The organism is Lentzea alba, from assembly GCF_011067745.1.
GTDB lineage: Bacteria > Actinomycetota > Actinomycetes > Mycobacteriales > Pseudonocardiaceae > Lentzea > Lentzea alba.
The window spans coordinates 38,947-62,559 of sequence record NZ_JAAMPJ010000010.1; the positions used below are offsets into that span (position 1 = coordinate 38,947).

General features: G+C 70.3%; 19 protein-coding genes. 10 read left to right on the top strand and 9 right to left on the bottom strand.

From position 1 onward, the window contains the following. Window positions 1–18 precede the first annotated feature (18 nt). Together G7043_RS31425 and G7043_RS31430 are read left to right on the top strand one after the other, a co-directional pair. Window positions 19–678 carry a type VII secretion system-associated protein gene (locus G7043_RS31425; protein ID WP_166051863.1) on the top strand — a complete coding sequence of 220 codons (660 nt, stop codon included), beginning with the start codon at window positions 19–21 and terminating at the stop codon, window positions 676–678. Between the two features lie 119 nt (window positions 679–797). Next, window positions 798–1,907, top strand: a complete 1,110-nt coding sequence (locus G7043_RS31430; protein WP_166051865.1) for a sulfite oxidase — start codon at window positions 798–800, stop codon at window positions 1,905–1,907. Here the strand turns inward: G7043_RS31430 and G7043_RS31435 are convergent. Beyond that, window positions 1,904–2,854 carry a LacI family DNA-binding transcriptional regulator gene (locus G7043_RS31435; protein WP_207311996.1) on the bottom strand — a complete coding sequence of 317 codons (951 nt, stop codon included), beginning with the start codon at window positions 2,852–2,854 and terminating at the stop codon, window positions 1,904–1,906. The genes G7043_RS31430 and G7043_RS31435 overlap by 4 nt on opposite strands. 104 nt (window positions 2,855–2,958) lie before the next feature. Between G7043_RS31435 and G7043_RS31440 the strand changes: the two genes are divergently transcribed. Further along, the gene (locus G7043_RS31440) at window positions 2,959–4,134 is read left to right on the top strand and encodes an MFS transporter (RefSeq protein ID WP_166051869.1); all 1,176 of its coding nucleotides are present in this window, start codon (window positions 2,959–2,961) and stop codon (window positions 4,132–4,134) included. A gap of 257 nt (window positions 4,135–4,391) precedes the next feature. On the opposite strand, the gene G7043_RS31445 is transcribed toward G7043_RS31440, so the two are convergent. After that, complete coding sequence (locus tag G7043_RS31445) at window positions 4,392–5,591, bottom strand: HNH endonuclease signature motif containing protein (protein ID WP_166051871.1); 1,200 nt, start codon at window positions 5,589–5,591, stop codon at window positions 4,392–4,394. A gap of 442 nt (window positions 5,592–6,033) precedes the next feature. Between G7043_RS31445 and G7043_RS31450 the strand changes: the two genes are divergently transcribed. Beyond that, window positions 6,034–7,617, top strand: coding sequence for an MFS transporter (locus G7043_RS31450; protein ID WP_166051873.1), 1,584 nt, complete (start codon window positions 6,034–6,036; stop codon window positions 7,615–7,617). Window positions 7,618–7,713: 96 nt separating this feature from the next. Beyond that, a complete protein-coding gene (locus G7043_RS31455; RefSeq protein WP_166051875.1) occupies window positions 7,714–9,048 on the top strand; it encodes a collagenase in 1,335 nt (444 codons plus the stop codon). Between the two features lie 3 nt (window positions 9,049–9,051). Here the strand turns inward: G7043_RS31455 and G7043_RS31460 are convergent, their stop codons facing one another. From G7043_RS31460 to G7043_RS31480, 5 genes are all read right to left on the bottom strand, one after another. Further along, window positions 9,052–11,550 (bottom strand): CHAT domain-containing protein, encoded by a 2,499-nt coding sequence (locus tag G7043_RS31460; RefSeq protein ID WP_166051876.1) that lies wholly within the window; start codon window positions 11,548–11,550, stop codon window positions 9,052–9,054. Next, a complete protein-coding gene (locus tag G7043_RS31465) occupies window positions 11,547–11,993 on the bottom strand; it encodes a hypothetical protein (protein ID WP_166051878.1) in 447 nt (148 codons plus the stop codon). The genes G7043_RS31460 and G7043_RS31465 overlap by 4 nt, the downstream gene beginning before the upstream one ends. Then, window positions 11,990–12,550: an RNA polymerase sigma factor gene (locus tag G7043_RS31470; protein WP_313888171.1), complete on the bottom strand. Its 561-nt coding sequence runs from the start codon at window positions 12,548–12,550 to the stop codon at window positions 11,990–11,992. The genes G7043_RS31465 and G7043_RS31470 overlap by 4 nt, the downstream gene beginning before the upstream one ends. Continuing rightward, window positions 12,547–14,184: a S8 family peptidase gene (locus G7043_RS31475; RefSeq protein ID WP_166051880.1), complete on the bottom strand. Its 1,638-nt coding sequence runs from the start codon at window positions 14,182–14,184 to the stop codon at window positions 12,547–12,549. Before G7043_RS31475 ends, G7043_RS31470 begins: the two co-directional genes overlap by 4 nt. Window positions 14,185–14,354: 170 nt before the next feature. Further along, window positions 14,355–15,290, bottom strand: a complete 936-nt coding sequence (locus tag G7043_RS31480) for a LysR family transcriptional regulator (protein ID WP_166051882.1) — start codon at window positions 15,288–15,290, stop codon at window positions 14,355–14,357. A 109-nt stretch (window positions 15,291–15,399) separates the two neighbouring features. Between G7043_RS31480 and G7043_RS31485 the strand changes: the two genes are divergently transcribed. After that, a complete protein-coding gene (locus tag G7043_RS31485) occupies window positions 15,400–16,779 on the top strand; it encodes an aminopeptidase P family protein (protein ID WP_166052437.1) in 1,380 nt (459 codons plus the stop codon). Window positions 16,780–16,832: 53 nt separating this feature from the next. Here the strand turns inward: G7043_RS31485 and glpK (G7043_RS31490) are convergent, their stop codons facing one another. Both glpK (G7043_RS31490) and G7043_RS31495 read right to left on the bottom strand, forming a co-directional pair. Beyond that, entirely contained in the window at window positions 16,833–18,326 is a 1,494-nt protein-coding gene (glpK, locus tag G7043_RS31490; protein ID WP_166052439.1) for a glycerol kinase GlpK, read from the bottom strand. A gap of 25 nt (window positions 18,327–18,351) precedes the next feature. After that, complete coding sequence (locus G7043_RS31495; RefSeq protein WP_166051884.1) at window positions 18,352–19,116, bottom strand: IclR family transcriptional regulator; 765 nt, start codon at window positions 19,114–19,116, stop codon at window positions 18,352–18,354. Window positions 19,117–19,359: 243 nt separating this feature from the next. Between G7043_RS31495 and G7043_RS31500 the strand changes: the two genes are divergently transcribed. Genes G7043_RS31500 through G7043_RS31515 form a run of 4 tightly spaced genes read left to right on the top strand, consistent with a single transcriptional unit; the run spans window position 19,360 to window position 23,604 of the window. Continuing rightward, entirely contained in the window at window positions 19,360–20,115 is a 756-nt protein-coding gene (locus G7043_RS31500) for an MIP/aquaporin family protein (protein WP_166051886.1), read from the top strand. Window positions 20,116–20,138: 23 nt separating this feature from the next. Next, window positions 20,139–21,656 carry a glycerol kinase GlpK gene (gene glpK / locus G7043_RS31505; protein WP_166051888.1) on the top strand — a complete coding sequence of 506 codons (1,518 nt, stop codon included), beginning with the start codon at window positions 20,139–20,141 and terminating at the stop codon, window positions 21,654–21,656. A gap of 24 nt (window positions 21,657–21,680) precedes the next feature. Further along, window positions 21,681–23,300 carry a glycerol-3-phosphate dehydrogenase gene (gene glpD / locus G7043_RS31510; RefSeq protein ID WP_166051890.1) on the top strand — a complete coding sequence of 540 codons (1,620 nt, stop codon included), beginning with the start codon at window positions 21,681–21,683 and terminating at the stop codon, window positions 23,298–23,300. 7 nt (window positions 23,301–23,307) lie between these two features. Beyond that, a complete protein-coding gene (locus tag G7043_RS31515) occupies window positions 23,308–23,604 on the top strand; it encodes a hypothetical protein (RefSeq protein WP_166051893.1) in 297 nt (98 codons plus the stop codon). The last annotated feature ends 9 nt before the right edge of the window (window positions 23,605–23,613 follow it).

Below are 23,613 nucleotides of genomic sequence, written 5' to 3' on the forward strand. Positions count from 1 at the left end.
GTGGCCGAGGAGGCTGTGATGGCGAAGACCGCCTCGACGAAGGAGACCCCGGTCTCGACGGAGGAGGAGACTCCGGTTCGTCTCGAGGGTGACCAGTGGGTGTTCCTGATCGATCCGTCCTGGCAGGCCGAGGCCGCCGAGAAGAGCGAGGGCGCCGATCCGGAGAAGCCACCGCTGGAGGCGGTGCTCGGCGGCTGGTTCGTCGAGGAGAGCGGCGTGACCAGCCGATTCCACGCGAACCCCTCGTACGAGCCGACGACGCCGGACTCGCCGACGGACCCGGTGGACGCCGTGCTGCGACTGGTCGTCCGCGGCGAGTCCGAGCCCGACCAGCTGCTCGACGTCATGGCCGAGTCGGTCTTCGGGCTGGCGGTGAACGCCGAGAACACGCCCGTGGTGGTGATGTCACCTGACGACGTGCCTTGTGTGATCGCCGCGACCGCACCGGCGCACAGCCGGCGCATCGCCGAGGTCGAGGGCCTGCAGGACGTCGAGGCGTGGGCGGAGGTCAACCTCGGGCAGCTGGTCGGCGTGCTGCCGGACGAAGGCGTGGACGTGCTGCTCAACCCCGGCGCCTCCTCGTCCATGCGGCTGATCGCCGCGACCCTGCGGGAGGTCGCCGCGAAGACCGCTGACACGACCACTGGCGAGACCGCCGCGCCGACGGCCGAGGCCTGAACGGCCTTCAACACGCGCGGATGACGACCGGCCCCGTCTGAGGTGGAAGACGGCGGGGCCGGGGCAGGTTTCCCGTTCTGCGGGATGGCCCCTTGCGGTGGGTCGCTAGCGTGAAACGCATGATCTCTCGGCGCGGTGTCCTGATCGCGGCAGGGCTCACGGTGCTACCGTCGCGTGCTGTGGCGTCAGCTGCTCCTGCGATCGTGAAGCCGTTGCCCGCCACTGACTTCATCGTGCACGGCACCAACGCCGAGACGCGCTGGGAGGCGCTGCGCGACGTCGGCTCGCTCGTGCCGGTGTCGAAGTTCTTCGTGCGCAACCACACTTCGACGCCCGTGCTGGACGCTGATTCGTGGCGGCTCCGAATCTTCGGTTCCGGCGTCTCGCGGCCGTTGTCGTTGTCACTGCGCGACTTGCGGGCGTTGCCGTCGTGCTCGGTCGAGGCGGTGATCGAGTGCGCCGGCAACGGGCGGAGCTTCTTCGTGTCGCAGCAAGGGCAGAGCGTGACCGGTACACCGTGGACGCTCGGCGCCGTCGGCAACGCGCGGTGGCGTGGGGTGCCGTTGTCGGTGTTGTTGCGGCTGGCCGGGATCCGGCGGTCGGCTCTGGACGTCATGCCCGCCGGGCTGGACGCCGAGTACGTGACCGGTGGGGTGAACCTCGGCAGGGTGCGGCGGCCCTTGCCCGTCGCCAAAGCTTTGGACGACGTGCTGGTCGCTTACGAGATGAACGGTGAGGACCTGCCGGCCGACCACGGGTTTCCGGCCCGGCTTGTGGTGCCGGGGTGGGTCGGGATCGCGAGCATCAAGTGGCTGGGGTCGCTGGAGGTCTCCGAGGCGCCGCTGCACTCTCCTTGGGACACGCAGTACTACCGGCTGCTCGGGCCCGACTATCCGGCGGACGGGACGCTGGTGACCACGCAGGTGGCCAAGAGCGCGTTCGAACTCGGCTGGGACGCGACTGTTCCGGCGGGACGCCAGGTGCTGACCGGACGTTCGTGGGCTCCTGGTGGGGTGCGGCGGGTTTCGGTCTCCACCGACGGGCGCACGTGGCGTCTGGCCACGCCGGTGTCGCGTGGAGGGTGGACCCGGTGGCGGATCCCCTGGCAGGCGACGCCGGGATCGCACGTGTTGCGGGTGCGGGCCGACGACCAGCCGGACGAGGCGCCGTACAACACGCAGGGCTACCTGTTCGGGGCCGTGGTCAAGCATCCCGTCACGGTCGTTTAGGCGCTTTCGCGCACGACGAGCCTGGAAGGGAAGAACGTCACCGGGTCGCGGCCGTCGTGGTCGAGCACGGCTCTCGCCGCCGCCGCGGCGATCTCCTCCACCGGGTGCGTGGACGTCGTGAGCGCCGGACGGCTGAGGCACGCGAACGCGATGTCGTCGAACCCGGCGACCGCCACGTCCGCGGGCACCTGAACGCCGAGCGCGTGCAGTCCGTCGAGGACACCGAGTGCGGTGAGGTCGCTGAGGGCGAACACCGCGTCGGTGTCCGGCCAGCGGCTCATGATCTCGGCCGCCGCCGTGACACCGCGGGCCGCGGTGAAGTCACCGGCAACGACCCTGGTCTCGCTGCCGCAGTCCTGCATGACCCGCCGGTAGGCCTCGACGGCGCGGTCGCCGCACGGCAGCCAGGACGGGCCGGTGACCATCGCGATCCTGCGCCGCCCGGTGCTCACCAGGTGGCGTACGACCCCGTCGGTGCCGGTGCGGTTGTCCACGTCGAACGACGGCACGTCGCGCGTGCCCACCCCGATCGCGGCGACCCGCCCGCGCAGGGCTCGTGGCACGGTCTCCAGGGCCGGTCGCGTCGGGTTGACCACCACCAGCCCGCCGAGCCCGCGGCTGCCGGCCAGCCCGGCGAGTGTGACCGGGGCGTTCAGAGGCACCCAGTGCAGTGAGACACCGACTTCGCGTTCGGCGGCGATGTGCGCGGCCGTGGTCAGGACGCGGCCGACGTAGGGATCGCCGAGCACGGCGGCGGTGCGGCCGATGACGGCGATGGCGAGGCGGGTGCCGCTGCGGGAGGCCAGTGCGCGGGCCGCGGCGTCCGGAACGTAGCCGAGCTCGGCCACGGCCGTGGCGACCCGGTCCCGCGCCCTCGCTGATGCCGGGCCCTGACCGGTCACCACCCGGGAGGCGGTGGCCCGTGACACGCCAGCGGCCCGTGCCACGTCGTCCAGTGTCGCGCTGCGTTGTCCCCTCATCTCCTCAGTATTGCCGTGGAAGCGCTTCCACGTGTGGGGTATGTACTTTGTGTATCGAGAAAGGGGACAGAATGACGGTCACGGTGTCGCGCAGGGAAGTCCGGGCCGCCGCGGCGGGGGTGGCGGTCACCTTCGGGCTCAACGGCGTCGCCGTGGCGACCTGGTTCGCCCGCGTACCCGCGGCCCGGGACGCACTCGGCCTGTCCGCGGGTGCGTTGGGGCTGTTGCTGTTGTCGATGTCCCTGGGCGCGTTCCTGGCGATGCTCACGGCGGGGGAGGTCACGCATCGGCTCGGGCCCCGGCGCACGGTGTGCGTGTCGGCGGTGGTGGTCGCGGCGGGTCTCGCGCTGGCGGGTGTCGGGATCGGCGCGTTCCCGTCGGTGGCGCTGACGGCGATCGGGATCTTCGTGCTGGGCTACGGATCGGGTACCTGTGACGTGGGGATGAACGTCGAGGCGGCCGAGGTGGAGCGCGCGCTCGGACGGACCGTGATGCCGCGCTTTCACGCCATGTGGAGCCTCGGCACGGTGGCCGCCGCCGGACTAGCGTCCCTGGTGGCGTGGGCGGTCCTGCCGGTGACCGCGCACCTGGCCGCGGTGGCGGTCGTGGTCGCGGCCGGCACCTTGATGGCGGCGCGGACGTACCGGTTCGGAGGTGACGCGGAGCACGGTCGCGGCAGCGGGGTCATGGCGGCGTGGCGGGAACCTCGCACGTTGCTGATCGGGTTGCTGGTGCTGGTGCTGGCGTTCACCGAGGGCACCGCGAACGACTGGGTGGCGGTGGCGTTCATCGACGGGCACGAGTTCGACCCGGCGACGGGCGCGGTGGTGTTCGGCGTGTTCGTCACGACGATGACGTTCGGCCGGATCTTCGGCACGATCGCGCTGGACCGGTGGGGCCGGGCGCCGGTGCTGATGATCACCATGCTGCTGGCCGCCGCCGGGGTGGTGCTGGCGGTGTTCGGCGGGTCCCCGGTCGTGGCGGTGGCGGGCGTGGCCGTGTGGGGGCTGGGCACCGCGCTGGGCTTCCCGGTCGGCATGAGCGCCGCGGCGGACGACCCGGCACACGCGGCGGCTCGGGTGAGCGTCGTCGCGGTCATCGGCTACACCGCGTTTCTCGCCGGTCCGCCGCTGGTCGGCCTGCTGGGGGACCAGGTGGGGGTGCTGCGCGCGCTGTTGGTGGTGCCGCTGCTGTTGCTGCCGGCACTTGCGCTGGTGCCTACGTTGCGGCGGCCTGAGGGCCGCTAGGCGCAATGTCCTGACGAGCCGGGTCATTTCATCGCCGCTGCGCGACGATTGCGATTGGGGCTTGACTTCGGGGCCCTTGCGAGGTGCTTATCGGCCTGTAAAAGCCGGGCTGATAGAGCGCCCGGCCGATCCGAACACGGTAGCACCTCGCACCCAAAGTCAAGCCCCAATCGAGCGGTGGTCGCCTTATGACCGCTTGTCCGGCGCGATATAGAGGAAGACGGCTCGCTTCGCTTCGCCACGGCTTTCCCGTGCGATCAGCCGGCGGCATGGAGAAGATTTCTCCGGGGCTTGCGATACTCGCCCATCCAGCGTGGCGCGTAGAAGGTGGGGATGCCGTGCTCCATTGTCACGTCCCATTCGCTTTGGTGGATGAGCGTGTGGTGATGTCGGCAGAGGAGGACGGCGTTGTCGACGGAGGTGTCGCCGCCGTCTGACCAGTGGCGAATATGGTGGCCGTCGCATTGTCTGGGTGGTCTGCCGCAGCCGGGGAATGCGCAGCCGCGGTCGCGGGCGACGAGGGTGCGGCGGATTCCGGCGGTGAAGGTGCGGGTCTTGCGGCCGATGTTCATCGGCTGGGACTTCGCCCCCAGCAGCAGCGGGATGATGCCCGCGCTGCACGCCAGCTGACGGACCTGTTCGGCCGGGACGCGTTCGCCGTTGTCCAGCGTCGCCTGACCGACCCGCTTGGCGAGGTCGTCGTAGCGCATCGTCACGGTGAGGGTGACCGGTTCGCCGCCGTGCTCGGGCAGCTGGTCGGCGCGCAGCATCAGGTCGACCAACTCAGCCAGCGCGTCGCCTTCACGCACGGCACGTGACCGCAGGTCGGGACCGTCCTCGACGGTCTCCGGGCGCGGCTTCGCCAGCGGATCGAGCAGCGCCTGGTACTTGGCACCGGTGACCGTGTCCAGCAGGGCCTTGATCTCCAGCATGCCGTTCTTCCACTGCATCACATGCTGATTGACCTGCGGCACGGGCTCGGGCTCACGCGGCTCCGGATCGTCCTGGTAGAGCCGATAGGCCAGTTCCATGCCGAACGCCCGCACCGCACTGGGCTCATGCTCCCGAGCGAAGCCCACGACGGAGTCTTCGGCCTCGGCGGGCAGCGCCTTCATGACCTCGGCCACCACCGCGACGTGCTCGACCGACAACGCACCCTCGGCCACCGCCTCGGCGGTCACCGGAAGCTCGGCCGCGAGCTCACTGCCGGTCGGCGTGATCTCGCGGCCCAGCAACCCGGCATTGGCGACCCATTTCTTGGCCGTCGCGGGATCCCAGCGGACCGCGTGCCGCAACACCTGCGGCAAATTCTTGTACCCCAGCTCGCTTGCAGCTCCGCGCCGTTCCAATTCGGCGATCATCTGCAAGGCGTCATTCTCGTGAACCCGGATTTCCGTCACCTTGTTGACGAATCTGCGGAGCAGCTCGTCGGTGGGGAGGAGTTGGGTTTCGATCACGTGTTCTACTTTACCTCAAGATCACGACGGGATAACGCCTAAAGGCGACCACGATAGAGTGAACCGCTGGCCAAGCGGCGATAAGGCGACCATCGCGCGATTGGGGCTTGGCTTTGGGTGCGAGGTGCTACCGTGTTCGGATCGGCCGGGCGCTCTATCAGCACTGCTTTTGAAGGCCGATATGCGCCTCGCAAGGGCTCCGAAGTCAAGCCCCAATCGCAATCGTCGCGAAGCGGCGATGAAACGACCCGGCCCGGTAATGCTAGACGCGAACTCGATGCTCTGATCGCCTACGACCGCGCTGATCAGTTAGGAATTACTCACCGTGTGTGCCGTGCGTGCACACCACACACACGACGCTGGCCGGGTACCCCCAAATTCGATTCTAGAGAGTGGGACCGACAGTTCGGCACGGGTCGGGTGGGGATGTGAAGATCGAACGGTGACAGTCTCCGCGTGGGCTCCCCTGCGCCGCAGTGCCTTCCGGGCACTGTGGCTCGCCCAGTTCGCCTCCAACGTCGGCACCTGGGCCCAGACCGTCGGTGCCCAGTGGCTCATGGGTGACCTCGGCGGTTCCGCGCTGCAGGTCGCGCTCGTCCAGACGGCCACCACGCTGCCGGTGTTCCTGCTGGTGGTGCCGTCGGGAGCGCTCGGCGACATCCTTGACCGGCGGCACGTGCTGATCTCCGGCCAGGCTCTGATGCTGGCCGGTGCCGCGGGGTTGGTGTTGCTCGCGGGGACGGAGAGGGCCACGCCGTCGAGTCTGCTCGGGCTGCTCGCGCTGATGGCGATCGGGCAGGCGCTGTCGATGCCGTCGTTCCAGGCCATTCAGCCGGAGCTGGTGTCGCGGGAGGAGATTCCGCAGGCCGCGCTTCTCAACGGTGTCAACATGAACGTCGGCCGCGCCATCGGACCGGCGCTCGGCGGGTTGCTGATCGCGCTGGCCGGGTCGGAGGCGACGTTCGCGTTCAACACGGTGTCGTTCCTCGGGGTGCTGATCGTGCTGGCGCGCTGGAAGAGGCCGTCGGACAATCGTCCACTTGGGGCGGAGCACGTCACCACGGCGGTTCGGACCGGGGCGCGGTACGTGGCCAGTTCGCCGTTGTTTCGGCGGGTGTTGACGCGGTTGTTGCTGTTCATCGTGTTCGGCAGCGGGTTGTGGGCGCTGCTGCCGGCCATCGCGCGTGGGCCGTTGAAGCTCGACGCCAGCGGGTACGGCGTGTTGCTCGGCAGCGTGGGGGCCGGGGCGATCGGTGGCGCGTTCGTGGTGCCGAAACTGTTGCAGCGCATGAGCAAGAACCGGATGGTGCTGTTCGCGACGTGGCTCTACGCGGCGGCCACGAGCACGGCCGTGCTGACGGAGAACTTCGCGTTGGTGATCGTGGCGATGCTGCTGACGGGGGCTTGCTGGATTGCCACGCTGTCCACGTTCAACGCCACCGCGCAGGTGCTGCTGCCGTCGTGGACTCGTGCTCGTGCGCTTGCCTACTACCAGCTGATTCTCATGGGTGGGCAGGCGTTGGGCGCGGTGGTGTGGGGTGCGCTCGCGGACGCGTACGACCTCAGGGTGGCCATGATCGTGCCCGCGGTCGCGATGGCGGTGGGCGTGCTGGTGGCGACGAAGTGGTTGCCGTTGCTGGACCGTTCGCTCGACATCAGCCCGGCGACCTACTGGGACGCGCCGCCGGAACTCGACGACACCGAGGCCGGGCCGGTGCTGGTGACGGTCGAGTGGCCGGTGGCCGCGGAGAACGAGGCCGCGTTCATCGACGCGATGCAACGCGTTGGGCGGGCCAGAAGGCGCACGGGCGCCACGATGTGGGGGCTGTTCCGGGACACCGAGAAGCCCGGGACGTTCCTGGAGACCTTCACGGTGGCGACCTGGCAGGAACATCTGAGGCAGCACATCGAGCGCGGCACGGTCGTGGACCAGCAGAACCAGGCGGCCGCACGTGCGCTGGCCGAGGGGGACGCCCACGTGCGGCACCTGTTGTACGCCGAACCGACGAAGCCCGGAAACCGATGAGTCCATAGCAGCGAGCTATGAGCGGAAGGGATGATCCCGGGCCCTCGGCTGGTGTGACGCTCCTGAGCACCTCACATCACCCCTGCGGAGGACTCGATGCGATTAGCCGCACTGGTTCTGGCTCTCGTAACAGGACTGCTGGTTCCCGCCACGGCCCAGGCTTCACCCGGCACGCCCACCAGCCCGTTGCTGCCACCCGAAGTCGCGCGGAACCTGCACCACGCGACACCCCTGTCGACGATCTACGCGGCGGTGGCCGACTACCCGGCCGAACTGCGTGCGTTGACGCATGTGCTGGACAACTACACCAGCGCCGACGACGCCACCGTGCACGCCGGCATGATCATGCTCTACTACGGTCACAGCCACCCCGAGTTCCTGGCCGCGGTGCGGACCGAGCCCGAGATCCTGCGGGCGCTGCGCCGGTTCGTGGTGCGGAACCTGGCCCTGTTCGGCACCGATCGTCAGTACCTGGTCCACAACGCGACCCGCGAACTCGGCAGATTCCTGCAGCACAAGGACATCGCGGCGACGATCCGCCCGTTGCTCGCCGACCTGGCGTCACGCGGTGACGTCGTCGGACGGCTGGCACCGTTGTGGGTGGGCGTCGCCGAGATGGTCGACTGGTACGACAAGGCGAACTGCCGCCGTTACCGCACCTGCGACTTCCGCGCGACGATCGACCGCCGGGTGCTCACGGTCCGGCACACCTGCAGCTCGACCCTGCGCATCAGGGCCCAGCAGCTGACGCGGACCCAGCTCCGCCAGACCTGCGCGTCGCTGGCGGGTCAGGACGCCGCGTTCCACCGCGTGGCGAACGATCCCGGACCCGTTGCCGGAGACAACAACACCTCGCTCGAGGTCGTCGTGTTCAACACCAGCAACGACTACCGGGCGTACGCCGGGGTGCTGTTCGACATCGACACCAACAACGGCGGCATGTACCTGGAAGGCGACCCCGCGCTGAACCAGGCGCGGTTCATCGCGCACGAGGCCGACTGGCTGCCGGCGTTCGCGATCTGGAACCTCAACCACGAGTACACCCACTACCTCGACGGCCGGTTCGACCTGCACGGCGACTTCGAGGAGAACATGACCACGCCGACCGTGTGGTGGGTCGAGGGCTTCGCGGAGTACCTCTCGTACACGTACCGCAACGAGGTCTACACCGATGCGCTGGCGGAAGCGAAGAAGCAGACCTACGCGTTGAGCGCGCTCTTCGACACGACCTACGACCACGACACCAAACGCGTCTACAACTGGGGTTATCTGGCCGTGCGATACCTGGTCGAGAAACACCCGGAGGACGTCGCGGCGGTGCTGGCGGACTACCGCGTCGGTGACTGGGCTGGAGCGCGGGACCACCTCACCCGCATGATCGGCACCCGGTACGACGCCGACTGGTACGGCTGGCTCACCGAGGTCAGCTGACGCTCAGCCCGCGCCGAAGCAGACCAACGGGATCCGGCTCGCGGCGGGGGAGGCGTCGGCCAGCGCCCTGGCCGGTGCCGCCCCCGCCGTCAGCGCGCGGTGGTAGACGCTCATGACGTCCACCACCAGGTCGTCCGGCACGCGGGCGACGCTGGCGATCACGCTGCTCGTGCCGGAGTGCAGCAACGCCGCGGTGAAGCCGAGCGCCTCGTCACCGGCCCGCACGGTGGCCTGCCCGACGTCGCAGGCGGACAGCACGACGTGGCGGGGCGCGACCTTCAACCGGGCCAGGTCGTAGGCCATCAACGGGCCGTCGGCCAGGTCCAGGCACGAGAACAGCACGTTGTCCGGTTCGTGGTGGCCGTGCGCGACCAGGTGCGCGACGTCCACGCCGTCGAGGGCCTCCAGCACGGCCTCGACGGTCGCGGTGTCGCGGGTGAGACAGCGCGCCGCCGGGTGGATCGCCCCGATCCCGATGATCTCCTTCTCCGCGTGGTGCAACCGGGGCCCGCTCGCGAGCAGCGCACCCCCACGCCTCGGTGCGCGGGCGGCCTGTCTGCCGAACGACCACGTCGACGCCGACAACGCCACCGTCACCGGCCGGCCGCGGAACTCCGGCAACAGCCCCCACGGCAGGGCGCTGAGGTGCTTCGTCGGCACGATCACGACGTCCCGATCACCGAGAAGACCGCGCAGCGGCGCCACGACGGCGGCGCTGAGCGACTGCACGTTGTCGTCGATCGACGCCGCCACGGCCGCTTCGAGCCGGGCCGGCAACCGCCTGCCGCACATCACGTCGAGGTCGTTGAGCAGCCGGACGACCGTCTCGACGACCGCGCCGGTGCCGCCGAGCGGGACGAGCCGCAGCCGGCTCCGGTCGGCGACCAGCGCGAAGAGGTGGCCGGCGCGGTCGAAGAAGCTGACCATCACCTGGTCCGCCTCGGCGAGCTGCGCCTGGACCGCACTCACGCTGACCACGCGCCGTGCCGCGCCGTCGCCCTCCCACTGCCAGGTCCGCTGCTGGATGAGCCGTTCGAGATCAGCGCACCGCGCTCGCGTCGCCGGGTCGCGCTGCCCGCGCACCTGGGCTTCGCGCAGGTTGTGGCGCAGCTGCCGGAGCTCGGCCAGCGCCTCCCGCACGACCGGGTCGGCGGGCGGCCGCACGGGGGTGAGCCGGAACGACTGGGCCCGGCAGCGTTCGGTCCACGAGAACACCAGCCGGGGCGATCCGCTGGCCAGCGCCACGTCGAGGCCTCGCACCGCGAGATCGGCACCGGTGGTGGCGAGCGCGGCCCGCAGTTCGGTGCTGCCCCACCGGCTGCGCTGGGCCTGCAGCAGGTCGAGTCCCGAACGCAGCTCGCGCAACGCGGGGCCGGGGGCCAGCTGCCCGGCCCGGACCAGCCGGCGCAACACCCGGACCTCCACCGGCCCGCCCCGCCCGGCCACGACCGTGACCGGGCGTCCGGCGTCGAGCAGGGCACGGGCGGCGAGCAGATCCGCGAGTTCCGCGTCGTGTTCGAGGCCGAGCGCGCGCAGCCGGACCGCCAGCTCCCCGCACCGCGCGGCGAGCCGCACCGCGGACCGGCCGGTCGCGAGGCGCGCCCGCATCGCGGTGAGATCGGCGATGGCAGCCCACGCGTGGTCGCCGTGGCGGCGGAACCGGCGGCCGGCGCGCACCGCCCAGGTCCGGGCGACGTCCGGCTGCCCGGTCGCGAGCGCGGCCTGGGCGCGGGTCAGCTCGGCCCAGGCGTAGTCGACGCTGAACCGGTCGGTCGTGAACATCGCGAAGGCCGCGTCCAGTTCCCGGCCGGCCTCCGCGGCCAGACCCGCCGACAGCAGCGCGCGAGCCTTGTCCATGCCCAGCACCGGCAGGTAGCCGGGGCCGTGCTCCGCGTACCCGGCGGCCGCCTGTTCGAACGACCGCAGCGCCGCCGGGATGTCGCCGTCGAGCACGGCGCAGTAGCCGAGGTCGTGCGCCACCTTGGCCGAGGTGAGCGCGAACCCCTCTCGTGCCGCGATCTCCTCGCACACCCTCAGGTCCTCACGCGCTCTGCCGGTCCGCCCGACCCCCATGCCGATCGCGACCCTCGTGAGCAGTGCGGAGGTGAGCGGGAACGGTTCCCCGGCGCGGGCGAGTCGCGGCACGGCGGCGTCGAGCAGCCGCAGCGCCTCGGTCACCCGGCCCGCGCGGTGCAGCACCAGGGCGCGTTGCTGCCACAGGATCGGACGGTCGTGGTCGGTGACCACGCGGTCGGCGGCGTCCAGTGTCGCGAGACCGCGGGCGGTGTCGCCCAGCTCGGCCTCGGCGAGTCCCAGGCTGATCAACACGTGCGAGGTGAGCACCCGGTGAGGCAGCGACTCGGGGCACATCTCCGGCGACCAGCCCAGCAACCGCAGCGCGGCACGCAGCTTCCGCGCCCCCGCGCCGGGTCTGCCGCTGTTGGTCAGCAGCGAACCCTCCTCGCGCATCCGCCGCACGCGGTCCTCGTCCACCGTCCTCATAGGACGATCGCGGGGGTGACGACGGTGGCGTCCTGGGTGCGGACGACGAACTGGACGAGGCCGTGGCCGAGGTCGTCGACGACGAAGCGGCCGCCGGCCGACGTTTCCACCGGAGTCGTGCTCGTCGCGGTGCGCAGTTCCAGAATGCTGCCGGGTGGGGTGAGCCAGCCGTCGATCCGCACGTGCCCGTCGTCGTGGACCTGGAGCTGCACCATCAACGCGACCTCGTCGCCGCACTCGAACGTGACCTGCCGGGCGGGCTCTCCCCGCACCCCGGTGAGATCCTCGGCGGGCCCGATCCGCGCGATGTCGAAGTCCGCGTCCAGGTCCACGGCGAACTGAGCGCACGCGACGAGTTCGGGCGGCATCGGGTCGAGCGCGGTGTGCAGGTCCCGCAACTCGTCGAGGACGCGCAGATCGTCGGGGTCGAACGGCGAGGTCATGACGTGCCTCCGCGCAGCTGGCCGTGCAGCTTGTCGAGACACCTCGCGCGCGTAGGGCCGACGCTGCCGTGCTTCATGCCGAGCGCCTCCGCGATCATCGCGTAGTCGGGCCGCGGAACGAAAGCCACGTACCGCAGCAGTTCCCGGCACCGCTGGTCGAGCCGTGCGACCGCGTCCCACAACCGGCGCTTCTGGTCGTCGAGCCCGGCCAGCTCCTCCGGGCCGGGCGCGGGATCGGGGCGGTCCAGCTCGTCCGCCGTGACGACCTCGGCGCGGCGGCGGTCCCGCACCCGCCAGCACTCGCGTTTGGTGGTGGTGATCAACCAGCCGGCGAGGGCGACCGGGTTGCGGATCTGCCGCAGGTCGCGCACAAGAGAAAGCCAGGCCGTCTGCACGACGTCCTGGCTGGTCTCCCGGTCGAGGCCCTGTGATCTGGCCACGTGCCACAGCATCGGGCTCAGCGCCGCGACGAGGTCCTGGAACGCTTGACGATCGCCATCGCGGGCCGCGGCGAACAAGGCCGCGGCGCTCGCGAAGGTGCGATCGTCGACGTTCACGGAGCCGGTGGCTGCGCCGCTTTGATGACCGCGGCGACCGCGTCCGCCGCGCGTTCACTCGCCTGCTCCGCCTTGGTCGTGGCCTGCGTCGACGGCATGACGCGCAGGGCGTTCGCGAGGTGCGCGGCGACGTGCGGTGCCGAGAACGAACTGCCGGTCCAGACCGCGAACGGGCTGAGCGTGTGGTCGTCCACGTCCGGCGACTGCCGGTACTGCGGCAGGTCCTTCCGGTTGTCCGTGCCCACCTGCACCGTCGGCTGGCGGCTCGCGTTGGCGTCCTGGGGGAACGTGCTGACCACGTTCGTGCCGGTGGCGTAGCACGTCACCGACAAGCCCTCGTTCGTGAACAACGCCTTGCTGCCGTTGGGGTTGAGCGCTCCGACGGAGATGACCGGAGGCGTGGTCAGCCCGTTGCTGACGGTGGACAGGCACGCGGGGAAGAACCGCTGCGACGAGGCCGAGTTGCCCGCCGCGGCCACCACGAGCACCCCGAGCCGGCGCAGCGCCTTGATCTGCACGGCGACGCGGTTGCTCTGCTCGTCCGCCGGGGGACGCTCGAACAGGTAGCCCATCGACAGCGAGACGACGTCGACCATCTTCGTCATGTCGCCGGTGCTCTGCGCTTCCTCGACCCGTTCGACGATCGCCTTCAGCGCGGCCACGACGGCGCTCTCCCTGGCGACACCGTCGCTGCCCATGACGCGGACGGCCAGCACCGTCGCCTTGGGCGCGATCTGCGCGACGATGCCCGCGCAGAACAGGCCGTGCCCGAAGCACCACGCCTGCGTTCCGATCAGCGGGTTCCTGGACAACGGCTCGTCCTTGGGGTGCGTGATGACCTCGACGCGGTGGCCTTGCAGCCGCAGGAACAGGCCCGCGTCCTCGACGGCCTTCTGGATCTTCGCGTCCACCTTCACGTGCGGCCCGGTGTCCCACTTGGAGATGTCGCGCTCTTTGGTGTCCAGCTTCGGGATCTTCAGCCAGGTGTTCTGGCCGATCCCGGTGTCGAGCACCGCGACCACCGCCCGCCGGCCCAGGGCGAGCGTGCCCGTGTTGTCGATCGGCGGGAGTTCCACCGCGACGGGGCCGTCCAGGTAGCCGGAGACCCCCGTGCCCGGACCGGTCGGCACGAAGCCCTGGATGGCACCCGGAACGCCGGTGAGGTCCCCGCTCCACCGGGACGCGAACATGAGGTGGTCGAGCGAGATCACGCTCGCGAGATCCGGGTCCGCCGCGCGGACGGCCTGCAGCGCGGTCCACGCGTCGACGTCGGCGGGCTGCCCGACCGGCCGCAGCACGACGGGCACGTCCTCCATGTCTTCCGGCAGCTCCGGCAACGTGGGCAGGTCGTCCCGGCCACCGGTGAAGTCCGGAACCTGCATCCCGAGCGGCGCGAGGACGCTGTTCAGGGTCTCGTTGTTCCGCGAGGTCAGCTCCGCTTTCGGGATCAGCAGCACGGACGCGGCGTAGGCGGTCGGCCGCAGCGCCGGTCCGGCCGCGGAGTTCGCGGCGGTCGAGGGCTCCAGCAGGCGTGCGCCATGCCGTCGCAGCACCTCGTCCGGTACGTCGAACGTGAGCCCGTCGTCGTCCCCCGAATCGGCGGCGTACGGTGTTTCTGGCCAGTAGATCGTCATGTGGTTTCCCCTCCGAACCAACCGTGACTCGCCGCCGCACCTGGATGGTGGCCGTGTCGCCCGAGCAGGGCAAGGCCTTGGGGGCCAACCGGGTGACGGGAGTCCTCACGATCGACACGGGTGGGTGGCGCCGCCGCCAGATACATCGGATTTCCCGATGGCGGCGGGGGTCAGGCGCGAACCGGCTGGTTCGCCTCCCACCACGGCCGGAACGACGGGCTCGCCAGCGCCTGCGCGGCGTAGGCGTCGACGATCGCGGCGAACACGCGGTTGGTCTGCTCCCAGGTCAGCCGTTCCCGGCGCCACGCGAACACCAGCCGCATCCGCATCGGCGCGCCCGCCAGCGGCCGGACCGCCACCCCCGGACCGCCCTGCGACGTCGGTTCGACCAGCTGCACCGCCTTGCCCGCCGCGATCAGCTGCCGGCCGGCGCCGCTCGGCATCTCGAACCGGATGCGCGGCACGTACCCGACCGCCCGGCAGGCCGCGCGCAACGCCGTCAGCGAGCCGTCCTCGGCGCCCGGCGGGCCGACCCACGCCTCCCCGGCCAGGTCGGCCAGCCGCACCTCGGGCTGCGCGGCCAGCGGGTGCGTGGCGGGCAGTGCGATGTAGACCGGCACCCAGGGCACGACGATCCGCTGCGCCACGCCGCGCGGCAGGCCAAGGTCCTGTTCCTCGTCGACCGCGATCACCGCCGCGTCCAGGTGCCCGTTCGCCAGGGCCAGCGCCAGGCCGGTCGACGACGGGTCGACCGCCAGCGTCACGTCGTCGAGCACCTCTTCGAGCCGGGCGTACAGCGGTGCCACGCACTCCATGTGCACCGAGCCGAGCCGGACCGGTCCGTCCCGGCCGGCCATGTCCGACCCGAACGCCTCCAGCTCCACCAGCAACAACCGGGCCCGCTGCAGCATCTGCGTGCCCAGCGCGGTAGGAAGGGCACCGGCGCGGCCGCGGTCGAACAGCCTGCCGCCGACCAGCCGCTCGACGCGTTGCAGCAGGGTGGTGAGCGACGGCTGGGAGATGCCGAGCTGCGTCGCCGCGCGCGAGAGGCTGCCCGCGTCGCCGATGGCGCAGATCGCGCGCAGGTGCCGGATCTCCAGTTCCATAGGCTGAGGCTATCCCCGTTCCGGATTGGCGGGACCCCTCCGAGAGACGGGAGGCTGGGCAGAAAGGACGTTCTCGAAGGGACCGGAATTGGCTCGGACACGCCGCGACATGGCGAAACTGGTGGACGCGGACGGTTTCCGCACCTACATCCGTGACGGCTGGGGCGAGTGGGACAGCGCCATCGACCTCCCGGCCGGCACCGCCGAGGCGGCCGCGGCCCACCGCGCGAGGCTCGCCCAGGCGCTTCCCGGCAAGCGGATCGCGCTGGCCGCGGGACGGGCGCACGTCCGGTCGAACGACACGTTCCACGAGTTCCGCGCGGACAGCGACTTCGTGTGGCTGACCGGCTGCCAGGTCGAGGGCGCGGTGCTGGTGATGTCCGACGAGGACACCACGCTGTTCGTGCCGGTGCCGTCGGAGAACCACAGCGTCGACTTCTTCGGCGACGCCGACCGCAGTCCGTTCTGGATCGGCGCCGCGGCCGGGCCGAAGGAGTGGGGCGACGCCCTCGGCATCACGGCTCGCCCGCTCGAAGACCTCGCGCACGCCCTGCGCGGCCGTCACCCCGAGACGCTCGCCGCCAAGGGTCTCGACCCGCTGCTGGACGCCCTCACCGGCAGCCACAGCGACGAGCTGCGCACCGTGCTGGCCGAGCTGCGCCGGATCAAGGACGACTGGGAGATCGACCAGCTGCGCCAGGCCGTCGACGCGTCCGTCAAGGGGTTCGCCGACGTCGCCATGGAGCTCGGCCAGGCCGTGCGCGGCGGGGGAGAGCGGTGGCTGCAGGGCACGTTCGACCGCCGGGCCCGCACCGAGGGCAACGGCCCCGGCTACACCTCGATCGTCGCCGCCGGCCCGCACGCCCCGGTCCTGCACTGGACCCGCTGCGACGGCCGCGTGAACGAGGCCGACCTGCTGTTGCTCGACGCCGGTGTCGAGATGAACAGCCTCTACACCGCGGACGTCACCCGCACGTTCCCGGTCAGCGGCGAGTTCAGCGCGGCCCAGCGCCAGGTGTACGACCTGGTGCACGCCTCGCACGTGGCCGCGTTGGCGGAAGTGCGGCCCGGCAACGACTACAGCGCCTTCCACCACACCGCCATGCGGGTGCTCGCGGAGGGTCTGCACGACTGGGGCCTGCTGCCCGTCAGCGTCGACAAGGCCCTCGACCCGAGCGGCCAGCACCACCGGCGCTACATCGTCTGCGGCACCGGACACTTCCTCGGCCTGGACGTGCACGACTGCGCCGACGCCCGCCAGGAGGCCTACCAGCAGGGCATCCTGGAACGCGGCATGGCGCTGACCGTCGAGCCCGGCCTGTACTTCCACCCCAACGACGAGACGCTGCCGCCGGAGCTGCGCGGCATCGGCGTGCGCATCGAGGACGACCTCGTCGTCACCTCGACCGGCGCGGACATCCTCTCGGACGCCTTGCCCATCGAGGCCGACGACGTGGCCGCCTGGGTCCGCAAACAGCGCTCCCGTTGACGATGAAGGGACCCTTCATCCACCTCACGTGGATGAAGGGTCCCTTCATCGTTCTAAGTGGACGGGGTGGAGCGGGCCCAGGCGAAGGTCAGTTCTACAGCTCGCTTCCAGTTGGCGTATTCGTTTTCGCGGTGGTGGGCGTCCATGGCGGGGTTCCACCGCGCGGCCAGGTGCCAGTTGCGGCGCAACCCCTCCAGGTCCGGCCAGTAGCCGGAGGCGAGCCCCGCGGCGTAGGCGGCGCCCAGCGACACGGTCTCCGCCACCAGCGGCCGCACCACCGGGATGTCCAGCACGTCCGCGATGAACTGCATCAACAGGTGGTCGGCGGTCATCCCGCCGTCCACCTTCAACACCGGCGTCGGCGCCCCGAGGTCGGCGTTCATCGCGTCGACGACCTCCCGGGTCTGCCACCCGGTCGCCTCCAGCACGGCTCGCGCGAGGTGGCCCTTGTTGATGTACGACGTGAGCCCGACGACGAGCCCGCGCGCCTGCGCGAGCCAGTGCGGCGCGAACAACCCGGAGAACGCGGGCACGATGTAGCAGCCGCCGTTGTCCTTCACCGTGCGCGCCAACGTCTCGATCTCCGGCGCGCTGTGGATCAGCCCGAGGTTGTCGCGGAACCACTGCACCAGCGACCCCGCGACCGCGATCGAGCCCTCCAACGCGTAGGTGGGCTCCGCGCCGATCTGGTAGCCGATCGTCGTCAGCAACCCGTGCTTCGACCGCACGAGCTCGTTGCCGGTGTTCATCAACAGGAACCCGCCGGTGCCGTACGTGCCCTTGATCGACCCCTTCTCGAAGCACGTCTGCCCGAACAACGCCGCGTGCTGGTCGCCCAGCGCGGCCGTGATCGAGATGCCCGGCACCACCCGCGTGGTCCTGCCGTGGATCTCGGACGACGGCCGGATCTCCGGCAGCATCGACGCGGGCACGCCGAAGAAGTCCAGCAGCATCGGATCCCACTGCCGGGTGCCGAGGTTCATCAGCATGGTCCGCGACGCGTTGGTCACGTCGGTGACGTGCAGGCCGCCGTTGACCCCGCCGGTGAGGTTCCAGATCAGCCAGGTGTCCATCGTGCCGAACAGGACGTCGCCGCGTTCGGCCTTCTCCCGCAACCCGGCCACGTTGTCGAGCTGCCAGCGCAGCGACGGCGCCGAGAAGTAGTTCGCGAGCGGCAGGCCGCAGCGTTCGCGGACCTCCTCGATGCCGGGCTTCTTCTCCAGTTCCGCCACGAGTTCCTCGGTGCGGATGTCCTCCCAGACGATCGCGCGCGCCACCGGGACACCGGTGTGCCGGTCCCACACCACGAACGTCTCGCGCTGGTTCGTGATGCCCAGCGCCACCACCTGCTCGGCGGTGATCCCGGCCTGCCGCAACGCCTGCGGCATGATCCGGTCGACGTTGCGCCAGATCTCCACGGCGTCCTGCTCCACCCAGCCGGGCCGCGGGTGGTACTGCCGGTGCTCGCGCTGGGCGACCGCGACCAGTCGGGCGTTCTGGTCGAACACGATGCAGCGCGTCGACGTCGTCCCCTGGTCGATCGCCATCACAAACCGTTGCACGCCGAGCCCTTCAGTTCTCGTCGACGAGAGAAGTGGTGACCGCCTCGGCGGCCTGGACGACCTGACGCACCAGCGTCGCGCGCGGCCGTCCGGTGGAGTCGCACAGCCGGTCCACCGCACCGGAGATGCCGATCGCGCCGACGACGAGCCCGCCGGGGATCCGGATGGGCGCGGCGATGCTGGCCTCGCCGGGCATGTACTCCTCGGCCTCGCCCGCCCAGCCCTGCGACCGCACCTCGGTCAGCACCCTCTCCAACGCCTGGGTGCGGGTGATCGTCCGGCGGGTCAGCGACGTGAGCTCCCGCCGGCGTGCGGCCGCCGCCAGGTCCGGGTCGTAAGCGAGCAGCACCTTGCCGAGCGCGGTGGCGTGCAACGGCAGCATCGCGCCGATGCCGAGGGTCTGCACGGAGTCGTCGGGCCGGAACACGTGGTGCACGACGAGCACGGCGGCGTCGTGGTGCATGCCGATGCGCACCTCCTGGCCCGACCGCGCGGCGAGCGTGTCGGCCCAGTTGATCGATCGAGAACGCAGTTCGTTCGCGTCGAGGTAGGACGTACCGAGGTGCAGCAGTGCCGCGCCGAGCCGGTAGCGGCCGGTGGCCTGATCCTGTTCGACGAACTCGACCCGTTGCAGCGTACGGAGAATCCCGTGTGCGGTGCCACGCGCGAGACCGAGCGAGTCGGCTATCTCTGTGAGACCGTGGTGGCCGGAGCCACGCGCAAGTAGCCGCAGCACGGCTGCGGCGCGTTCGATCGACTGGATGGGTCCCGGCACGCGAGAAACGTAATTCAGACGACCCGTGTCGGCAATGTCGAACAGGTAGCGCCGTCATCACCCCTGGACACAGGCCTGAAACGCCTTGTCTGCGCGCAGCGTGACCGGTCGGTCACAACTTCGGGGGCACGGGGTGTCGACATTGTCGAAACGTGCCCGTTGAGCAGGCGTGACGCAGGTCATTACGTTCCGCGTCAATCACCACGGGGTGATCAGCCGTTCTCAGACGATTGGGAGGCCAGCGTGGGTCTCGGGTCAGTGTTCCTCAGCGAGGTGCTCGGTACGGGCGTCCTGCTGTTGCTGGGTGCGGGCGTGGTGGCCAACGTGCTGCTCGCCAAGTCGAAGGGCTTCGACGGCGGTTGGCTGTTGATCAACTTCGGCTGGGGCCTCGGCGTCTTCGCCGGTGTGTACGTCGCCTACAAGTCGGGCGCGCACCTCAACCCGGCCGTCACGGTCGGCATTCTGACCAGCGGTGCGGCCGAGTACGCGCCCGGTGTTCCGGTCAGCGCGGGCTCGACGATCGTGTACTTCGCCGGTGAGTTCCTCGGCGCGTTCCTCGGTGCCGTGCTCGCCTGGCTCGCGTACAAGCCGCACTTCGACGAGACGCCCGACGAGGGCCTCAAGCTCGCTGTCTTCTCCACCGGTCCGGCGATCCGCAGCTACACCTGGAACCTGGTGTGCGAGGTCATCGGCACGTTCGTCCTGGTCTTCGTGATCCTCGCGTTCGGCAAGACCCCGACCCAGATCGGCCCGCTGGCCGCGGCGCTGCTGGTCGTCGGTATCGGCGCCTCGCTCGGTGGCCCCACCGGCTACGCGATCAACCCGGCTCGCGACCTCGGCCCGCGCATCGCGCACGCCCTGCTGCCGCTGTCCTACAAGGGCACCGACGGTGAAGCCGTGGGCAAGAAGGACTCGGACTGGGGCTACTCCTGGATCCCGGTCGTCGGCCCGATCGTCGGCGGTGCCATCGCCGGTGTCGTCGCCTCGCTCGTGTTCTGACCATCCTGAAAGGACAAACTTCGATGACGCAGTACGTTCTCGCCGTCGACCAGGGCACGACCAGCACCAGGGCGATCATCTTCGACCACAGCGGCTCCATCGTCGCCGTGGGCCAGAAGGAGCACGAGCAGATCTTCCCGCGGGCCGGCTGGGTCGAGCACAACCCGGTGGAGATCTCCGAGAACACCCGGTTCGTGATCGGCCAGGCGCTCGCCGCCGCCGACCTCAACACCGGTGACCTCGCCGCCGTCGGCATCACCAACCAGCGCGAGACCGCGGTGGTGTGGGACAAGAACACCGGCGAACCCGTCTACAACGCGATCGTCTGGCAGGACACCCGCACGCAGGCGATCGTCGAGGAGCTCGGCGCTCTGGGCGGTGGTGCCGAGCGCTACAAGGCGAAGGTCGGCCTGCCGCTCGCGACCTACTTCTCCGGCCCGAAGATCCGCTGGATCCTCGACAACGTCGAGGGTGCCCGTGAGCGCGCCGAGGCGGGCGACCTGCTGTTCGGCAACACCGACACGTGGACGCTGTGGAACCTCACCGGCGGCCCCAACGGCGGTGTGCACGCCACGGACGTCACCAACGCGTCGCGGACCATGCTGATGGACCTCGACACGCTGCAGTGGGACGCCGAGATCGCCGGCGAGATGGGCATTCCGGTGTCCATGCTGCCGGAGATCCGTTCCTCCTCCGAGGTCTACGGCAACGGCGGTCCGGGCGGCGTGCTCAAGGGCGTGCCGATCGCGGGCATCCTCGGCGACCAGCAGGCGGCGACGTTCGGCCAGGCCTGCTACGAGCCGGGCACCGCCAAGAACACCTACGGCACCGGCAACTTCATGCTGCTCAACACCGGTACCGAGAAGGTCGCCTCGAAGAACGGCCTGCTGACCACGGTCTGCTACAAGATCGGCGACGAGGCCCCGGTCTACGCCCTCGAAGGCTCGATCGCGGTCACCGGCTCGCTGGTGCAGTGGCTGCGCGACAACCTCGGCATCATCGGCTCCGCCCCGGAGATCGAGACGCTGGCGCGGTCGGTCGAGGACAACGGTGGCGCGTACTTCGTGCCGGCGTTCTCGGGCCTGTTCGCCCCGTACTGGCGGGCGGACGCGCGCGGCGCGGTCGTCGGCCTGACCCGGTTCGTGAACAAGGGCCACCTGGCCCGCGCCGTGCTGGAGGCGACGGCGTTCCAGACCCGCGAGGTCCTGGACGCGATGAACGCCGACTCCGGTGTGCCGCTGACCGAGCTGAAGGTCGACGGCGGCATGGTCCAGAACGAGCTGCTCATGCAGTTCCAGGCCGATGTTCTCGACGTGCCGGTCGTGCGTCCCGTCGTTGCCGAGACGACCGCGCTGGGTGCCGCGTACGCCGCCGGTCTCGCGGTCGGCTACTGGTCGTCGCTGGACGAGCTGCGCGCGAACTGGGCCGAGGACAAGCGCTGGACGCCCGAGCTGGCGGCCGACGAGCGCGAGCGCGAGTACCGCAACTGGAAGAAGGCCGTCACCAAGTCGTTCGACTGGGTCGACTCCGACGTCCGCTGATTTCCTTCTGAGGAGCTGAAGAAGTTGTTCGCGAGGCTGGATCCGGCTCGGCGTGCTCGGTCCCTGGAGACCTTGGACAGCACGGAGTTCGACGTTCTCGTCGTCGGAGGTGGTGTGGTCGGTGCGGGCGCTGCGCTCGACGCGGCGTCCCGCGGCCTCTCCGTCGCGCTCGTCGAGGCCGAAGACTGGGCGGCGGGCACGTCGAGCCGGTCCAGCAAGCTCGTCCACGGCGGGCTGCGGTACCTGGAGCAGCTGGAGTTCAAGCTGGTCCGGGAAGCTTTGAAGGAACGCGGGCTCTTGTTGCGCCGGCTCGCACCGCACCTGGTGCGGCCGGTGCCGTTCCTCTTCCCGTTGAAGAAGCAGTGGGAGCGTGCCTACGTCGGCGCGGGCGTGCTGCTGTACGACTCGATCGGCGGCGCCGGTGCCGTGCCGATGCACCGGCACTTGTCCCGCCGGAAGATGGCATCTCTTGGGCCGTCTCTGGATTCCGACGCCTTCGCCGGCGCGATTCGGTACTACGACGCGCAGGTGGACGACGCACGGCTGGTGGCCACGCTGGTCCGCACGGCCGCGCAGCACGGCGCGACGGTGGTGTCGCGGGCTCGGGTCACGTCGTTGCTTCGCAGTGATGGCCGGGTTTCCGGCGCCTCGGTGCGCGACGAGCTGTCCGGCGTGACGCACGTGGTGCGGGCTCGTCGGGTGATCAGCGCTACCGGTGTGTGGACGGACTCGCTGAACTCGCTGTCGCCGGGCGCACCGCCGTTCCACGTGCGGATGTCCAAGGGCGTGCACGTGCTGGTGGATCGTTCGAAGATCCAGCTGGACGGCGGGCTGATCACGCAGACCGAGAAGTCCGTGCTGTTCGTGATCCCGTGGGGTGCCTACTGGATCATCGGCACCACGGACACGCCCTACTCGGGTTCGCCCGAGGACGTTTCAGCGACTCCCGAGGACATCTCGTACATCCTCGACCACGTCAACGCCGTGCTGCGGTCTCCGCTTTCGGCTGACGATGTCGTTGGCACGTACGCGGGTCTGCGGCCGTTGCTCGACGGGGCTTCCGGGGACACGGCGAAGCTCTCCCGCGAACACGCCGTCGCCCAGCTCGAGCCGGGGTTCTTCGTGATCGCCGGCGGCAAGTACACGACCTACCGCGTGATGGCCGCCGACGTCGTGAACGCGGCTGTCGCCGGCCTGGGCCGTGCCGTCGCACCGTCGCTGACCGCCCGGCTGCCGTTGTGCGGCGCGGTCGGCTACCAAGAGCTGTGGGCGGACCGGACTCGAGTCGCCGCCGAGTCCGGCCTGCCCACGTCCACTGTGGAGCGTCTGCTGCGCCGCTACGGCTCGGCGGTGTCCGATCTTCTGGCGTTGATCGCTCAGGACTCCTCGCTGGCCACGCCCGTGGCGGGGTATCTGGCGGCGGAGATCGTGTACGCCGTGACGCACGAAGGTGCGCTGGGGCTGGAGGACGTGCTCGCTCGACGGACTCGGATCGCCATGGAGCACCTGGACTTCGGTGCGTCGGTGGCGGATCGGGTGGCTGACCTGATCGCGGGTCCACTGCGTTGGTCGGCTGCCGAACGTGATGCGGCTGTGGCGGCCTACGTGGCGAGCACGGAGTTGGCGGCCCAGGCGGGAATGTGACAGTGAGATGGACAGCGCGGAGCTGATCGAGAGGTTGCGGCGAGAGGGCGGCTTCCGGCTGCTCCCGCTGCTGGGGAACACCGGGCAGGTCGCGGGCGTGCACCTGACCCGGTTCCTGCCCGGCGGGCACCTCGACGTGATCCAGGCCTGGGACGACCGGTGGGCGGCGTACGCCCGGATGCCGGACACCCTGGATGCGGGAGCGCCGTTCGCGGGGCCGGTCGGCGGGATGGTGCGCAGCGGTCCGTTCGCCCGGATCGTGGCCCCCTTGCTGCCGATTCAGTCGGGACTTACCGCCCCTTAGGCGCACTGC

What these genes read in the sequence shown, in the direction of transcription:
- G7043_RS31480 (WP_166051882.1), bottom strand. Translation starts at nt 15,290, where the DNA reads ATGGAACTGGAGATCCGGCACCTGCGCGCGATCTGCGCCATCGGCGAC.
- G7043_RS31465 (WP_166051878.1), bottom strand. Translation starts at nt 11,993, where the DNA reads ATGACCTCGCCGTTCGACCCCGACGATCTGCGCGTCCTCGACGAGTTG.
- glpK (WP_166051888.1), top strand. Translation starts at nt 20,139, where the DNA reads ATGACGCAGTACGTTCTCGCCGTCGACCAGGGCACGACCAGCACCAGG.
- G7043_RS31460 (WP_166051876.1), bottom strand. Translation starts at nt 11,550, where the DNA reads ATGAGGACGGTGGACGAGGACCGCGTGCGGCGGATGCGCGAGGAGGGT.
- glpK (WP_166052439.1), bottom strand. Translation starts at nt 18,326, where the DNA reads ATGGCGATCGACCAGGGGACGACGTCGACGCGCTGCATCGTGTTCGAC.
- G7043_RS31485 (WP_166052437.1), top strand. Translation starts at nt 15,400, where the DNA reads ATGGCGAAACTGGTGGACGCGGACGGTTTCCGCACCTACATCCGTGAC.
- G7043_RS31430 (WP_166051865.1), top strand. Translation starts at nt 798, where the DNA reads ATGATCTCTCGGCGCGGTGTCCTGATCGCGGCAGGGCTCACGGTGCTA.
- G7043_RS31515 (WP_166051893.1), top strand. Translation starts at nt 23,308, where the DNA reads ATGGACAGCGCGGAGCTGATCGAGAGGTTGCGGCGAGAGGGCGGCTTC.
- G7043_RS31440 (WP_166051869.1), top strand. Translation starts at nt 2,959, where the DNA reads ATGACGGTCACGGTGTCGCGCAGGGAAGTCCGGGCCGCCGCGGCGGGG.
- G7043_RS31475 (WP_166051880.1), bottom strand. Translation starts at nt 14,184, where the DNA reads ATGACGATCTACTGGCCAGAAACACCGTACGCCGCCGATTCGGGGGAC.
- G7043_RS31425 (WP_166051863.1), top strand. Translation starts at nt 19, where the DNA reads ATGGCGAAGACCGCCTCGACGAAGGAGACCCCGGTCTCGACGGAGGAG.
- G7043_RS31455 (WP_166051875.1), top strand. Translation starts at nt 7,714, where the DNA reads ATGCGATTAGCCGCACTGGTTCTGGCTCTCGTAACAGGACTGCTGGTT.